Source organism: Leptolyngbya sp. O-77 (assembly GCF_001548395.1).
GTDB lineage: Bacteria > Cyanobacteriota > Cyanobacteriia > Elainellales > Elainellaceae > Thermoleptolyngbya.
In genome coordinates, this window is sequence record NZ_AP017367.1 from 748279 (window position 1) to 763544 (window position 15266).

Consider the following 15266-nt stretch of genomic DNA (forward strand, 5'->3'; position numbering starts at 1 on the left):
GACTCTGGGGTTCCGTATTATTTACCGCTGATTGTTTGCTGTCGAACATGTTCAGCGCCAGTGTTGCCTTAACCCTGTATTAAACCTGCGCCATACCTCCTCTTATCATGCAAAGCCAACCCTCCAGCAAGTCGCAGCTTTCCTGTCTGGGTTGCGGTGCGTCGCTAGAGTTCAATCCCAAACGAGGACAGATGGAGTGCCCCTATTGCGGGCGGCAAGAGGCGATCGCCCGAAACAAGACTTCCCTACTGGCAGAGCAGTCTTTTGAGTCTCATCTCAGTGAAAAGCATACTCAACTGGCCGCTTTATCTCAGCAGGCAGTTGAAGTGCAGTGTCCAGGGTGCCGTGCTCGATTTACGTTTGAGCCGCCGACCCGTGGCAGGGAAATGTGCATTTGTAATACCAATATCGTGGCGCAACCCCACACTGCTAGCCCAGTGGTCAGTCCAGGAGGGGTGGTACCGTTTAAGATTGGTCAAAGGCAGGCCCGAGAGAAGGTGAGTGAGTGGCTGCGTCAGCGCTGGTTCGCGCCAAAGGCGCTGAAACGCTTGTCTCAGCACGCAGGATTGCAGGGAATTTACCTGCCATTTTGGACTTATGATTGCAAAACCTGTAATCAATATCGAGGGAAGCGGGGCGATCGCTATACCAGGACTGAGACCTATACAACTACCAACGATGAAGGGAAAATAGTTACAGACACTCGCGAAGTCGAAGAAACCCGCTGGACACCCGTGTCAGGACGTTTGGATTATGCCTTTGATGACGTTCTGGTAGCGGCGGCTGAATCAGTTGACCAAAACCATTTACAGGCCGTCGAGAGATGGGATTTGTCTGAACTGGTGCCTTACAACGCCTCTTACTTGTCAGGGTTCAAGGTGCAACGATATCAGATTAACCTCAAAGCGGGTTTTGAGCGGGCGAAGAAAAAGATGGAGCCGGAAATTCGCCAGGCTGTAGAGTGCAAAATTGGCGGCGATGAACAGTGTATCGACTCTATTTCCACCTCCTACAGTGACATTACCTTCAAGCACATCCTCTTGCCAGTATGGACAGGGGCCTATGAATTTAAGGGACGGCGCTACACAGTCGTAGTGAACGGTCAGTCCGGCAAAGTTTGTGGCGATCGCCCCTTTAGCTGGCTCCAGATTGGATTAGCGATTCTCGTTGCGATCGTTATATTCGGAATTTTAATCAGCATCCTGTAGCATCCCATAGTTATTGGGGGCAAGTGTTAGAACAGCTAGAAATCGCCCCAGCCTGTAGCGAACTAGCATTCTGCCCTGGTTGCACAGCGCTACTTTGCACAGCGCCACGAAGCAATTCTTGCAACGGGATCTAGTGGTGAACGAGCAGCGTGCAGAGCGGCAGGCAAGCAGCAAATAGCCACAGCCACGGGAGGCGATCGCCCTCCACTGAGCTTGCCAACTCACCCTCAGCATCGGGCAGCAGCGCCTCAATCCGCTCTGTCAGGCGGCAGGGTGACGCGGCCTCGCCAAATGCCGCGCAGGGAAAGTCAGCCACCGTCAGTGGCGACCTCACCACCTGCACCAGCGACTCTGCCAGCAGCAGGGGATCGACGCGCTGAGCCGCCCAGCAATCGGCGCGGAGTTCTCGCAGTCGCAGCAGTTCTTGCCAGAGGGCCTCAGTGTGGGGAAGCCAGACCGTAAGACCGCGCAGCCAGCCCAGCCAGAAAAACCAGAAGGTGTCGCGATAGTGGGTGTGGGCCTGCTCGTGGGCCAGCACAGCGGCAACTTGCTCAGCGGAAAGGGTGTCCAGCAAACCCCGGCTGACCACGAGTTCGGGCTGCCAAAAACCGACCTGTGCTGCAAATAGAGCCGGGGTATCTAGCAAGCGGGCGGTTGTATGGCTAATCTCAACCACAGGCAGCGGTTTCAGCGATTCGTGCGATCGCCCTACCTGCCAGCCCAGCCGCAGCAGCATTCCACCTGCAAGGGTCAAGCTATCGACCGCTAGAACCCAGCCCAGAGATCCAACAGACAGCCCCAGCATATGCCCCTCACGGCCCATGCAAAAAACGGCGACGACGGTACACAACAGCAGCAGCGGCGCAAACAGAAACGGCCCTAGCGCCGCCGTCCACCGATGGGCAGGCGCGACGGGACGGTGCTTAGCAATCAGGCGCGAGAGAACAGCGAGGGCGATCGCCCCCAAAATCAGCATCAGGTGCATGGGCCGTCCTCCCGCTTTTGCCGTGCGGCCTTCAGCCGTTGAGTAATGGCATCAAGCTGTTCCAGGCTGGCAACATCCAGGTCATCCGCAAAGGCCGCCACCACGTCGGGATTGCTGACCGCTAGAAAGCGATGCAAATGCTCGTGCGCTTGAAGCATATGCGCCTCTTCCCGCGACACCAGCGGTCGCCAGTGAAACGCCCGCCCGTGGCGATCGCACGCCAGCCAGCCCTTGCCCGTTAGCCGATTCAGCACCGTGGTCACAGACGCATAGGCCAACTCCCGATTTGGATCTGCCAAGATGCGATCGTGGATCTCCTTAACTGTTGCCGATTCCATCTGCCACAAAATTTCTAAAATCTCGCGCTCTAGCGGCCCCAGAGAAAGCTGGCGGGGGCGAGGTTCGGGTAATGCCATACGCACCTAAATTCAGAAGTCTAAATCGGCTGATTTTAAATACTGTAGAACGGTGTTGAATCAGAGTCGAGCGAAGGCCGAAATGATCTTAAAAATACCTTTGCCGTCTTCAGTTTAGCCTAAAATCCAGCTCCGTCTTGTTATTAATGGGATATCAGGACTTCGGCGCAGTATCGCGGCTGCAAATTTGCAGAAAATTAAGCTAGAGATGAGTTTGAAAACGAATATTTTCGGAGGAGCATTGGGAGAAACAAATGATGGTTCACGCTATCAATCTCTATCAATCTAAGAATGGTTGACAAAGTTTATTGCATAAACTTATGGCTCGTATAGGAATAGATGAACTCACTAAGAAAACTAAAAGAAGATTAAGTAATCTATTGATCGGCAAGGAGTGTTTGTAAACTCTTGTAAAGGAGTGGGGTGAACTATTGCAGGCAGTTTCAGCGCTGTGGCGATCGCCGTTACAGCGCCAAATTTTGCTGAACTAATGCTCATTATGGAACGAATGTCAGTTGAAACGCTTTTGACGGAATATGCTGCGGGAAGACGCGATTTTAGCAATCTCGATTTAAGCCAATCTGACTTATTTGAATGCAATTTGCAAGACATTAATCTTCAAGGAAGCAACCTCCAACAGGCTTATCTGGCCTATGCCAACCTCAGCCGCGCAAACTTGCAGGGAACACAACTGCAAGCTGCGGAATTGGGTAATGCACGGCTACAATCGGCCAACTTGAAACAGTCGGCGCTCGATCGGGCAAACCTGTCGCGCAGCATCCTCTGCTATGCGGATCTGGCAGAGGCCTCGCTCCAGGAAGCCAATCTCCAAAGTGCGGATCTGCGCTACTCTAACTTGGCTGCGGCAAACTTGCAGGCGGCAAACCTGGTGGGGGCAGACCTCCAGCAAGCCAAGCTAGAGGGGGCGAATATTGGCCAATGTAATTTGTTTCGTGCCCAGTCGGCAAATCTGGGCGGGGCGATCGCCGATGAGGGCACGATTTTCCCAGATGGGCATCGGGGGAGTGATAGAATGATGGGTTGACCGGTAGATCTCCAACCCGCCATTGCTCCCAGCCTTCCTAAAACAAATCTAAATCTGTCACTGCGCCCCTGCTACTCGACGAAACCAGCGTGGCATATTTTGCCAAAACGCCTTTGGTATAGCGCGGCTTGGGCGGTTGCCACTGGGCGCGGCGCTGGGCTAGTTCCTCATCGGAAACGTTGAGTTGCAGCAGGCGAGCGTCTGCATCAATGGTGATGCTGTCACCTTCCTGGACTAGGGCGATCGTACCGCCGACATAGGCTTCGGGGGCGACGTGGCCGACCACCATGCCGTAGGTGCCGCCAGAGAAGCGTCCATCGGTGATCAGACCTACAGAATCGCCCAGCCCTGCGCCAATAATGGCAGACGTGGGAGCCAGCATTTCCCGCATTCCGGGACCGCCTTTCGGCCCTTCATAGCGAATCACCAGGACATCACCCGGATTAATTTTGTTGGCCAAGATCGCGTCTAGGCACTCCTCTTCAGAGTTATACACGCGGGCAGGGCCGGTGATTTTGGGCTGCTTGACCCCGGTGATTTTGGCAACTGCGCCTTCGGTGGCCAGATTGCCCCGGAGGATGGCCAAGTGGCCGGTGCTATACATAGGGTTACTCCAGGGGCGAATCACGTCCTGATCAGGGCGCGGCTCATCGGGAAGATCCCTCAGACGCTCGGCGATGGTTTCGCCGGTGATAGTGATGCAGTCGCCGTGCAATAGACCCTGGTTCAGCAGCATTTTCATCACTTGGGGAATGCCGCCGGCCTCGTGCAGATCGGTGGCGACGTAGCGGCCGGAGGGCTTTAGGTCGCACAACACGGGCACGCGCTGGCGAATGCGCTCGAAATCGTCCAGCGTCCACTCGACCCCGGCAGAATGGGCGATCGCCAAAAAGTGCAGCACCGCATTGGTGGAACCGCCGACGGCCATCACCACCGAAATGGCGTTTTCGATAGACTTGCGGGTGATAATGTCTCGCGGGCGCAGGTTCTTACGAATCGCCTCCACCAACACTTTGCCGGCCAGTTCCGTGTTCTCTGCCTTTTCAGGGTCAACCGCTGACATCGTGGAGGAATACATCAGGCTCATGCCCATCGCCTCAAAGGCCGACGACATCGTGTTGGCGGTATACATGCCACCGCAGGAACCTGCACCCGGACAGGCGTTGCGCTCCACCGACATCAGCCGCACTTCGTCAATGCGGCCGGCGCTATATTGCCCCACCGCTTCAAAGGCGCTGACAACCGTTAAATCTTCCCCTTCCAAATGTCCTGGCTTGATCGTGCCGCCGTAGACAAACACCGCGGGAATATTCATGCGGGCCATAGCAATCATCGCACCAGGCATATTCTTATCGCAGCCGCCGATCGCCAGCACACCGTCCATGCTCTGGGCGTTGCAGGCGGTTTCGATCGAGTCGGCAATCACATCCCGCGATACCAGGGAGTATTTCATACCCTCAGTGCCCATCGAGATGCCGTCGCTGACGGTAATCGTGCCAAACAGTTGCGGCATTCCACCTGCTGCTCGAATACCTGCCTCCGCTTTGACCGCCAGCGGCGCAATGCCCATGTTGCAGGGGGTAATCGTGCTGTGGGCGCTGGCAACCCCCACAATCGGCTTGTTGAAATCGTCGTCGGAAAACCCGACTGCCCGCAGCATTGCCCGATTGGGGCTGCGCTGCACACCTTGCGTAATCACCTGACTTCTGAGGGTTTCAGACATTCAACTGGTTCCTTAAGACTTCAAAACAGTTCGGTAAAACCATTCGGTATGAGGCGACACCGGAACTTTCATTTTCCCAAACCAGGGACATTTTTGGCGGAAGATCGATATCGACCTGACAACAGAATGCAGAAGAATGCAGATTCTCGGCTGCTGGCGGGCACTCTAAGAGAATCAGTTCCCTGAATAGCCTGCTCAGCAGTTTATGCTAATCCGCTGGCTCCAGTCACCGATGGGCGATCGCCCAATCCACCCGCCTGCCTACTGCTATGATGTTAACCTTCATGAACGTTGATGAACTCCTGAGCCACTATGAAGCAGGGGCACGAGATTTTCGCGAAGCCAAACTCAGTCAGTTCAATCTGAGCAATCGCGATTTGCAGGGCATCAACCTACGGCGGGCAAACCTCAGCGGCGCAAATCTACAGGGCGCAAACCTGCGAATGGCAAATCTGCGAGAGGCAAATCTCGCCGGAGCCGATTTGCGAGGCGCAGATTTGACCATTGCCAACCTGATTGGAGCAGAGTTGTATCAGGCGGATTTGAGCATAGCGACATTAACCGATGCCGGCCTGCGAAGCGCAAAACTGACGGAGGCAAACCTGAATCAAGCGGTGCTGATAGGCGCAAACCTGGCAGAGGCGCTGCTAGATCGAGCCAACCTGACCGAGGCCAACCTGACCGATGCCAGCCTCAACCGAGCGAAGCTGATTGCAGCCAACCTGACCCGCGCCACGTTGGAAAATGCAATTTTGACCAATGCTATTTTGAACGAGTCGCTGATGGAGCGGGCAAACCTGACCGGGGCCATCTTGCACGGAGCTAGCCTGGAAGAAGCCGACCTGCACGAAGCTGAGCTAAGCCGCACTCGCCTCAGCAGCGCCAACCTGATCAACGCCAGCCTCAGCCAGGCTAATGTGCGCGGCGCAAACCTAAGCTGGAGTTCGCTGCGGGGGGCAAATTTGTCTAAAGCAAACCTGTATCGCGCTAAGCTGAACTGGGCTAATCTGAGCGAAGCCAATCTAAGCGAGGCAGTGCTGATCAGCGCGACTGTTTTGCAAACCAATTTTCAAAACGCCAATCTGCGCGGGGCGATTATGCCAGATGGGTCATCGCATAGCTAGGTTCTGATTCTGACTGCTTCGCAACGCCTATGCGAGAAGGGTTTGAGGTTAGAAACAAACTAGAAACAGACAAGGAGCAATCTTGGGCGATCGCTCCTTGTTTCGAGGCTTTAGTGTGACAGATGCAGATCAGGTAATCACAAACTCCGGCGTGCGCTGTTCCGTCAGGCTGCTGATAGTTTGCCGCAGTTCGGCGATCGCCTGAAGCTGGTAATCACTGGTTTCCTGAAACTGGTTCAAAATTTGCCCGATGGATTCCAGCTTTTCGCGGACACCACCCGTGCCGCCCTGAGCCAGCGCCAAAGCATCCTGATAGGCATTTACCTTGCCCCACATCTCGCCCACAGCAGCTTTCTGCACTAGCACCTGCTGCTCTAGCTCCATTGCTCGATTCCAACGATCTTCTTGCGCCTGAGACTGCTGATCGACCGACTGCTGAGCTTGCTCGACGGCGGCTTGTAGTTCCTGTACCTGGGCTTCTGCCTGCTTGAGTTGAGCGGCCAAGTCTTGGCGGAGGGTCTCAAGCTGCGTCAACACAGGCGCAATATCGACAGTCTCTTCTGATGCGTCCGCAGTCGCTCGGCCCTGACGCTTGTCCAGCACAGTCTGATGCTGTTTTAATACGGCCTGGCGCTCTTGCAGGTTGCGGCGCTGTCCGACCAGCGTCTCCTCCAGCATCCGGTAGCGATCTTGCTCGTCGGTGAGTTCAGCTTCTAGGCGCAGGCGATCGTACTCGCTGGCTTGCTGGATCTGCTGCTGCAAGTTCTGCATTTCCTCTTGCTGTGCCGTTAGCTCCTCTTCCTGGCTATTGACAAAGCGAGACATCTTTTCCAGGTCATTGGTCAGGTCGCGGACAATATTTTCCAGTTCCTCAATAGGCATGGACTCTAGACTGCTGACATCGACCTTTGCGCCAACGGTAAAGCGATCCGACACATCGGCAAGCTGGCAAAACTGATGGTGGAGGCTGTCTTGCTGTTGCAGTTGGATGGTGAGGATTTGCACCTGTTCTTGCTTGAGTTCGAGCGATCGCCGCAAGGCTGCCAGTTCATCCCGCGCCTGATCCAAACCTGCTTTCGACTGTTGCCACTCTTGCCAGAGGGCTTGCACCTGTTGCACCTGCTGGTCGAGCGCGTCCTGCGCCTGTTGAGCGGCGTTGCGCTGTTCGTCCAGCATTTGATAATGCTGATCGAGCGTGGTTTGCTGCTGATTTAGCAGGTCAAAGGAGGTCGTCACCTGCTCCCGGGCTGCTTCGGTCGGGGCGATCGCCCCTGCCAGTCGATTCAGCAATTCTTGCAGTTCCTGAGCCTTCGCATCATCCAGCACAGCAGCCTGGGTAAACTGGGCCCTTTGCTCATCTAGCCGGCCCATCTCGCCCCGAAGCTGGGCCCAAGCTCCTTCTAGCTCCTGACTCTTGCGGTCAAACTCTGCTTTCAGCGCCTCAACTTCCTGTCGCTTGCTTTCAATCTCCTGGCGCTGTTGCTCTAGCCGCTCGAAGTCTTCCTCCATTTCCTGAAGCTGCTCCTGTCGGGCTTCCATCTCCATTTCCCGACGGTTTAGCTCCTGGCTTTGGTAGGTCAGCGATTCTTTCCACTGCTGAATTTCTTCTTCCTGAGCTTTGTAGCGCTCCTGCGCCCGCGAAAAGTTTTGCAAAATCGCAACCAACTGGCGACCTGCCTCAGCATGGCGCTGCACCTGCTTAGTGCCGCTCAGTTCCACCATCACCAACACGCCCGCCCCGTAAGTCACGTCGTCGGGTGCAGGGATGACCTCCTCACCCGGCACCGCGCTCCAGCTATTTTCAGAGCGCTGGCAGGCAAGCAACCGCAGCTCAGCCTTACTGCTGCCGATAACTCTGCTTTTTCTCTGTACTTCCGCTAAATACAGCACGCCAGTCGTCCCCTTACTTGTATCGTCTACGGTTTGGTTTACATCAGGCAGTTGCCAGCAGTGGCAGAACCGAAACCCGTCAAGATGATGATCGGGTCTGTGTTGGGCGATTTACTCAAATGAGAGCGCTACAGCGCCATATACGTAGCTACATAATTATGAGCCTAATAATTGAGCCTAATAATATGAACCTAAAGCGGACTGAAGCGACTGGGCTGGGATGCAGTAGCAGGCGATCGCCCCGCCCAAAAGACAAAGACCAGGAAAAATCTCGCCCTCTGGGGCAGCATATCGAACCTGAAACGCCAGAGAGCTTGCCGAACAAACCGCTCGTCTGGTTTAGCACCCACCCGCCCGCAAGCCATTGCTCCAGGTGGATCTAACAAGATAAGACGGCTGCTTCCATCCCTATTTCCATCAAATGTAGCATCATCATATCTCCCCTGAAGTTCGATTCTAGTTTGCAATCCAGAAAATGCAAGCAAAAAATGCAATCAAAACTGAGTGGGTCAGTCCAACCTGCTCCTCTACTGCGCTCAGACTCTATACAGGGAAATGAGAACAGGGACACCATAGGGACTCTGGAGAAGAACTCTAGCCGACCCTCACCTAGGACTGAACCCCAGAGTGCTGCAAATTCAGCGAGAGGAACCCGGCAAAACCCGCCCCCCCTAGAACAAACCCACCAAAACAGACCCAACAAGCCAAACTCTGGCAAATTTGGCAAACCTGGCGGATTTATCCTGTCCCAACTGACTATATCGGAGTTATGGACTGGGCATTCTTCGGTGAGACTGGGCTGAGCTAGCTGGATCGCTGGGATATCTGGCGATCGCCCCAACGCCTATCCGGGCTTGTGCCTACAAGACTTGCTCTAAAATCTAGCTTCCCTGCCTCCCTCTATTGCTCCTTGCCCTCGGCGCAAAGCCTGCAATTCCTGATAGTCTAGAGTGCCCAAGTCAGGGCTGGATTAACGCCTTCAGACAAAATCTGAGCGAATAGGCAAAGCTCAGGATTTGGCTGCGTCACCCCCTAGCAGCGCCAGGATAGTGGAACAATACAGACATTCGCCGGATATTCTGGGGTTTGTCTACTTTGATAGGCAATTGGGGAATCATACTGGATGACAAAGGCAGAAAAGCATTGGGCATCATGTCAGAATTGACTTTCAACGGTTGACCCAGGCCCACTTCAGCGCCTGCCCAAAGCCGCGAACCGCCCGCAGCAGACTAGCCCAAGCCCAGCACTGACCTTGAGGGGGTGATTTGGCGATATGCAGGGGAACTTGAATGAAATTGATATCCGCAGCATTCTCCAGCTGGTGGAACTGGGTCAGCGCACGGGCGAACTGTTTGTAGAGTCCTACGGGCTGGGTGGAATGCTGCCAGGAGGCGACACAAATACTGCGCCAATCGTCCTGCGAAATCGTCTCGCCAAGACCACGCCCTCGCAGTCCTGGTTTGTCTTTTTTCTAAATGGTCAAATCATCTACGCAGGCGATGCCCGGAGCGATTTGTCTCGCCTGCGCGATTATCTCCGTCGCTATCAGTTGGAAGCATCGCTGAATGGGGTAGACACCGGAGGGGCGATCGCCACTACAAACACTCCCGAATACGGACACCTCTGGGCCCTGCTGGAGCAACGTATCCTCACTCCCGCCCAGGCCCGCAGCATCATCCACAGCATGGTGCGCGAAACCCTGTTTGACCTGCTCAGCCTGCACCAGGGTAGCTTCATCTTTGAAATCGGTTCTCCCCTCGCCCCCCAACTCACCACGCTGGAAATTGGCCCGCTACTTGCCCGCATCATGACTCAGGTACAGTCCTGGAAAAAGTTTCATCCTCATATCCAATCCCCCGACCAAGGGTTAGTCGTGGTCGATGGCGATCGCCTCCGCGACTCCGTAAAAGAAGCCACCATCGCCGCCCTCAGCGACTGGATGGACGGACAAACCTCCATCCGGCAAATCTCTCGCTACCTCAACCGTGACCTCATCACCGTCGCCAAAGCCCTCTACCCCTACATCAAGCAAGGTATCGTTCAGCTTGCCGCCCCTATCCCCAACACTCTGCCCGCAAAGCCCAAGCCCACCATTCAAACCCCCGTCCCCCGCATCGTCTGCATCGATGACGGCACCTCCATCCGCAAAGCCATCGAGTCCATCCTCCGCAGCCACGGCTACGAAGCCACCTCCATCGGCAATCCCCTCAAAGCCCTCAGCCTAGTCTTTCATCTCAAGCCCGACCTCATCCTCTGCGACATCTCCATGCCCGAACTGGATGGCTATGAAATCTGCGCCATGCTCCGCACCTCCACCGCCTTCCGGCAAACCCCAATCATCATGCTCACCGGTCGCGACGGCTTTATCGATCGCGTCAAAGCACGCATCGTCGGCGCAACCGACTACCTCACAAAACCCTTCGGCGAACAAGAACTACTCACACTGGTCGAAACCTACATTGGCCCAGGGCTAGAAAACCCGCCCAACGTTGAAAGACTCCTGGCAGAAGACTTAGAAAATGCGTTAGAACTTGATATCAAACCACCCCCCACCGATACTTCTTCATTCCCACCCCATCCCGCTTAACCCGGCACAGGAGTCTGCAAAACATCCGCGAAACGCAGGCTTGCCAATGTCGTTGGTATTTTGCCAACATTCTGCCAATACAGGGGTCAGGTGTTTTGCAAATGCCAACCTTCGCTATCTTTAAAGGGCACCGCAATAAAAGGGCATTATTTTTATTAGTAAGTTTCCTAGTAGGCTTCTAGAATCCACTCAGTGTTTACCCAAGCGGTTTCGCGAAATCAACACTATGGTTGCAAAGTAAGGCGTTATGAGTAGAGTTTTGGTTGTAGAAGACAGCGTGACCCAGCGGGAAATGATTACTGACCTGCTAAAAGGCAGCGGACTCGATGTCACCGTGGCTAGCGATGGTGTAGAAGCGCTAGAACAAATAGAAGGTCATAGCCCTGACCTAGTGGTTCTCGACATCGTAATGCCCCGCATGAACGGATACGAGGTCTGCCGACAAATCAAAGCCAATCCCAAAACTCAAAACATCCCCGTTGTAATGTGTTCCTCTAAAGGGGAAGAATTCGATCGCTATTGGGGCATGAAGCAGGGTGCAGATGCATACATTGCAAAGCCGTTCCAACCAACCGAGTTAGTGGGCACGGTCAAGCAATTGCTGCGGGGATAGCTCAGATGAACCAGGTAAAGATAGGTTAATCGTCCATGATAGGCAATCCAGATTTTTTCACAGGCAGAGGGCAAGATCAGGTCGCAGAGTTTCAGGAACTAGACAGTCCTGAAGGAGAGCTACATCTGAGGTTCTTCATGACTTCGGGCGACGAGTTTGCCCTGCCCGCCGTAGGAATCAAGGAAGTGATTGCCTCGCCGCCCGATCGCATCACGCCCATTCCGAATGTCTCTCCCCTCCTGTTGGGTACTCTAAACGTGCGAGGGCGCGTTGTTTGGGTTGCTGATCTGGGTCAGTTTCTGGGAGACTCCGCGCCACTGAGTACCGATCGCTCAGAAATCTACGTTATCGCGGTTGAAGACCAAGACACCATGTTGGGGTTGGCTGTTGACCTGATTAACGGCATGGACTGGCTTCCCCTTGACGACATTCAGGTGCCAACCAACCTGCCCGACGGCATGGCTCCCTTTATTCGAGGCGAATGGGCCGTTGGAGACGCTCAAGATCGCCATTTAAGACTGCTAGATCAAGTCGCAATTCTGAGGTCGGCCCGATGGGCTGCTTGACTCAGCTTCAACCCGTTCGATAATTCACTCGACAACCCATTAGACCGAGGCACATTCGGAGACGCGCACAGGCTTAAGGAGAAGGCACATGGGATCAAGCACTGGATACGCACAGGAATATCAGCAGGCTGAAAGAGCCTATATGCAAGGAAAATACGACGATGCAGCAGCGGTGATCGATCGCCTTGTAGAAGACTATCCCGATGACCCCAATGTGCGGCTGTTGCGCGGACATATCTACTGCTACGGCCTCCAGCAATACGACATTGCGCGTGAACAGTATCAGTCAGTGCTGTCGCTGACCAATGACCCAGAGTATGTGGATTATGCCAACAGTGGGTTAGAAACGATTCAGCAGTATAGTGATGCTGGTGCGACGGTTGCCCCAGATGCCGGATTTGACGACATTGACGGTGATTTTGTTAGCACAACTGACTCCCAAACTTACTTTGAAGAGGGTGGCGATCTAGGCGACTTGGATAATGCTTTTAGCTTTGATGGGCTGGACTTTAATGGTGCCGAAGACCCATTTGCTAGCCCTGAGGGAATTCCGTCGCCCTTCGACAATCCATTCGCTGGCGACGAAGCAGACGGCGACTTTGGGCTGAATGACCCCTTTGCGGCATCCGACGATCCTCTGGCTGGGCTGGCGAATCCGGCCGATGCTGGGTTGGGCCAGCCATCGCCCTATAGTTATGACGACTCCGGTCGGTTGATCGAGAACTTTGCGGCGGCTGGATTTGATGATCCGGCGGCGGAGCCAGATTTGTCCTTTGATTCAGGGCTGGAGGATCAAGCGTATGAAGCTTTTCCGTCACCTCCTGCTGGCGGTGGTTTTTCGATGTCGGCTGAGTCTACAGGGGAAGAGACTCTGTTCATGATGTCTGATGAATTTGAAGCTCTGTCGTCTGAAGAGGACGGTGAGGCTACGTTTGGACACAGACAGCAGCAAGAGGATGAATCCTACGCTGCCCCCAATTACGGTGCATCGGACTATGGCGCATCGAACTATGGCGCATCGGACTATGGCACGCCAGGTTATGCTCCTCCTTCCTATGAGACGAATGGCTACCCAATGCCCAGCCATGGCAACGGCAGCGGCGGTTTTTCCGCCGATTTGGATGACCATACTTTTGTGGATGGCGGCAGTAGCTATGCGCTGGACGACCTGGATAGCCTAGACGATTTCTCAACTAGTGAAGACCCCCACAGTGGCAATAGAGCCGTGGGAGGGGTTGATTTTCTGGATGAGTTTGATGAGTTTGATGATTTGGGCAGCCTGCCCGACTTCGATGTGTCTGACCATTCGGCTGGCTTTACAAGTCCTTCGGTCGGCGGCGAAAGCTTTTTGGTCTCTGGGCGGTCGGGCATGGTGTCTAGCGAGAGTGGGTTTGACCTGACTGATGGAGGAGCTGATCAGTCGGTGATTCGAGAAGACGAGATCTTCAGTATTTCTGGAGTGTCTGGCGCGCTGCCGACCTTTACCCAGGGCGATGGGCGGAATGTCGAAGTTGAAGTCGCGGAGCAGCAAGGGTGGCTGGCTCCCTTGGCGAATGCGCCCCTCGACAGCAAGAAGTGGTTGATTGGTTTGGCCACGGGCATTACTTCGGCGATCGCCGTGGCAACGATCGGCTTCCTGGCATCCAACTTCCTAGTGCCCGAAGAAGACCGACCGACCATCATTCCAGCAAGCCAAAAGATGGGGCTGGTGATGGCGGTGGCGGCGGGTCTGGTTGGTGGCGGTACGGCAACGGCTCTAAGCGCTGCGTCGAATCGTCAGATTAAGCGCTCGGTGACCGATTTGCAGTCGCAGTTTAATGCAGTGTCGCAAGGCAATCTGAATGCTCGTGCAACGGTGTATTCCGAAGATGAACTGGGTCAGCTCTCGTCTGGGTTTAATCAGATGGCGCGGGTGATTTTGACGACCACTAGCGAAGCCCAGCGCAAAGCGGAGGAGCAGGAGCAAGCGAAGGAAGACCTGCAACGTCAGGTGATTCGCCTGCTGGATGATGTGGAAGGCGCGGCACGGGGCGACCTGACGGTTCAGGCAGAGGTGACCGCAGACGTGCTGGGTGCAGTCGCCGACTCGTTTAACCTGACCATTCAAAACCTGCGAGAAATCGTGCAGCAGGTGAAGCAGGCGGCGCGGCAGGTGACCAAGGGGTCTACTGAAAATGAGATTTTTGCGCGATCGCTCTCACAAGACGCTTTGCGACAGGCAGAGGAACTGGCCGTCACGCTGAACTCTGTGCAGATGATGACCGACTCGATTCAGCGGGTGGCGGAGAGCGCCCGCGAAGCCGAAGAGGTGGCGCGTTCTGCATCGACCACCGCGCTCAAGGGTGGCGAAGCAGTGGAGCGCACCGTGTCTGGCATTCTGGAAATCCGCGAAACGGTGGCAGAAACCACCCGCAAAGTAAAACGACTTGCGGAGTCGTCCCAGGAAATCTCCAAGATTGTGGCTCTGATTTCCTCCATCGCTTCTCGCACTAACCTGCTGGCGCTAAACGCCAGTATTGAGGCGGCGCGGGCAGGCGAAGCGGGACGAGGCTTTGCAATCGTGGCAGACGAGGTGCGCCAGCTTGCCGACCGGGCTGCCAAAGCATCGAAGGAAATTGAGCAAATCGTGCTGCAAATTCAAAGCGAGACTGGCTCGGTGATGACCGCGATGGAAGAAGGTACGCAGCAGGTGATCGAGGGCACCCGGCTGGCAGAACAGGCAAAGCGATCGCTCGAAGACATCATTCAGGTGTCGAACCGCATCGACGTGCTGGTGCGCTCCATTACCACCGACACCATCGAGCAAACCGAAACCTCCCGCGCCGTGGCTCAGGTGATGCAATCGGTGGAATTGACCGCCCAGGAAACCTCTCAAGAAGCACAGCGCGTGTCGGGTTCGCTGCAAAACTTGGTGGGCGTTGCCCGCGACCTGCTGAACTCGGTGGAACGGTTCCGCGTTGAAAAGTAGTGTCTTCTGCGTCTTCTTGACCGGCTTGCTCGGCACTTGATGGAGCTTTGGATGGATTCGGGTACATTAGGGTAGATTTTGAGGGGATACGCCCTCTTGCATTTTGAACCGCTCACCCCATCTTCATTTCGCGCATTTCCC

At 55.0% G+C, this 15266-nt stretch carries 11 protein-coding genes; 7 read left to right on the forward strand and 4 right to left on the reverse strand.

All coding sequences use genetic code 11. The features are described from left to right. Positions 1 to 107 precede the first annotated feature (107 nt). The gene (locus tag O77CONTIG1_RS03230; protein WP_156434892.1) at positions 108 to 1208 is read left to right on the forward strand and encodes a hypothetical protein; all 1101 of its coding nucleotides are present in this window, start codon (positions 108 to 110) and stop codon (positions 1206 to 1208) included. 130 nt (positions 1209 to 1338) lie between these two features. On the opposite strand, the gene O77CONTIG1_RS03235 is transcribed toward O77CONTIG1_RS03230, so the two are convergent. Continuing rightward, positions 1339 to 2193: a M56 family metallopeptidase gene (locus O77CONTIG1_RS03235; RefSeq protein WP_068508014.1), complete on the reverse strand. Its 855-nt coding sequence runs from the start codon at positions 2191 to 2193 to the stop codon at positions 1339 to 1341. Further along, positions 2184 to 2609, reverse strand: a complete 426-nt coding sequence (locus O77CONTIG1_RS03240) for a BlaI/MecI/CopY family transcriptional regulator (protein ID WP_068508016.1) — start codon at positions 2607 to 2609, stop codon at positions 2184 to 2186. Before O77CONTIG1_RS03240 ends, O77CONTIG1_RS03235 begins: the two co-directional genes overlap by 10 nt. A gap of 508 nt (positions 2610 to 3117) precedes the next feature. Between O77CONTIG1_RS03240 and O77CONTIG1_RS03245 the strand changes: the two genes are divergently transcribed. After that, positions 3118 to 3654 carry a pentapeptide repeat-containing protein gene (locus O77CONTIG1_RS03245; RefSeq protein WP_197673306.1) on the forward strand — a complete coding sequence of 179 codons (537 nt, stop codon included), beginning with the start codon at positions 3118 to 3120 and terminating at the stop codon, positions 3652 to 3654. Between the two features lie 37 nt (positions 3655 to 3691). On the opposite strand, the gene ilvD is transcribed toward O77CONTIG1_RS03245, so the two are convergent. Continuing rightward, a complete protein-coding gene (gene ilvD, locus O77CONTIG1_RS03250; protein ID WP_068508018.1) occupies positions 3692 to 5377 on the reverse strand; it encodes a dihydroxy-acid dehydratase in 1686 nt (561 codons plus the stop codon). A 269-nt stretch (positions 5378 to 5646) separates the two neighbouring features. Between ilvD and O77CONTIG1_RS03255 the strand changes: the two genes are divergently transcribed. Further along, entirely contained in the window at positions 5647 to 6501 is an 855-nt protein-coding gene (locus O77CONTIG1_RS03255; RefSeq protein ID WP_225894678.1) for a pentapeptide repeat-containing protein, read from the forward strand. Positions 6502 to 6630: 129 nt separating this feature from the next. On the opposite strand, the gene hmpF is transcribed toward O77CONTIG1_RS03255, so the two are convergent. After that, positions 6631 to 8391: a pilus motility taxis protein HmpF gene (hmpF, locus tag O77CONTIG1_RS03260; protein ID WP_068508023.1), complete on the reverse strand. Its 1761-nt coding sequence runs from the start codon at positions 8389 to 8391 to the stop codon at positions 6631 to 6633. A gap of 1285 nt (positions 8392 to 9676) precedes the next feature. Between hmpF and O77CONTIG1_RS03265 the strand changes: the two genes are divergently transcribed. The 4 genes from O77CONTIG1_RS03265 to O77CONTIG1_RS03280 all read left to right on the forward strand — a co-directional run bounded on the left by O77CONTIG1_RS03265 (position 9677) and on the right by O77CONTIG1_RS03280 (position 15125). Further along, a complete protein-coding gene (locus tag O77CONTIG1_RS03265) occupies positions 9677 to 10978 on the forward strand; it encodes a response regulator (RefSeq protein ID WP_317134200.1) in 1302 nt (433 codons plus the stop codon). Positions 10979 to 11225: 247 nt separating this feature from the next. Next, on the forward strand, positions 11226 to 11591 hold the full coding sequence (locus O77CONTIG1_RS03270) for a response regulator transcription factor (RefSeq protein ID WP_068508027.1): 366 nt from the start codon (positions 11226 to 11228) through the stop codon (positions 11589 to 11591). A 137-nt stretch (positions 11592 to 11728) separates the two neighbouring features. Then, positions 11729 to 12157 (forward strand): chemotaxis protein CheW, encoded by a 429-nt coding sequence (locus tag O77CONTIG1_RS03275; protein WP_317134201.1) that lies wholly within the window; start codon positions 11729 to 11731, stop codon positions 12155 to 12157. 88 nt (positions 12158 to 12245) lie between these two features. Next, complete coding sequence (locus tag O77CONTIG1_RS03280; RefSeq protein WP_068508032.1) at positions 12246 to 15125, forward strand: methyl-accepting chemotaxis protein; 2880 nt, start codon at positions 12246 to 12248, stop codon at positions 15123 to 15125. Positions 15126 to 15266: the final 141 nt, after the last annotated feature.

Coding starts and splice junctions, on each gene's coding strand:
- ilvD (WP_068508018.1), bottom strand. CDS start 5,377: ATGTCTGAAACCCTCAGAAGTCAGGTGATTACGCAAGGTGTGCAGCGC.
- O77CONTIG1_RS03275 (WP_317134201.1), top strand. CDS start 11,729: ATGACTTCGGGCGACGAGTTTGCCCTGCCCGCCGTAGGAATCAAGGAA.
- O77CONTIG1_RS03230 (WP_156434892.1), top strand. CDS start 108: ATGCAAAGCCAACCCTCCAGCAAGTCGCAGCTTTCCTGTCTGGGTTGC.
- O77CONTIG1_RS03235 (WP_068508014.1), bottom strand. CDS start 2,193: ATGCACCTGATGCTGATTTTGGGGGCGATCGCCCTCGCTGTTCTCTCG.
- O77CONTIG1_RS03280 (WP_068508032.1), top strand. CDS start 12,246: ATGGGATCAAGCACTGGATACGCACAGGAATATCAGCAGGCTGAAAGA.
- O77CONTIG1_RS03240 (WP_068508016.1), bottom strand. CDS start 2,609: ATGGCATTACCCGAACCTCGCCCCCGCCAGCTTTCTCTGGGGCCGCTA.
- O77CONTIG1_RS03245 (WP_197673306.1), top strand. CDS start 3,118: ATGTCAGTTGAAACGCTTTTGACGGAATATGCTGCGGGAAGACGCGAT.
- O77CONTIG1_RS03270 (WP_068508027.1), top strand. CDS start 11,226: ATGAGTAGAGTTTTGGTTGTAGAAGACAGCGTGACCCAGCGGGAAATG.
- O77CONTIG1_RS03255 (WP_225894678.1), top strand. CDS start 5,647: ATGATGTTAACCTTCATGAACGTTGATGAACTCCTGAGCCACTATGAA.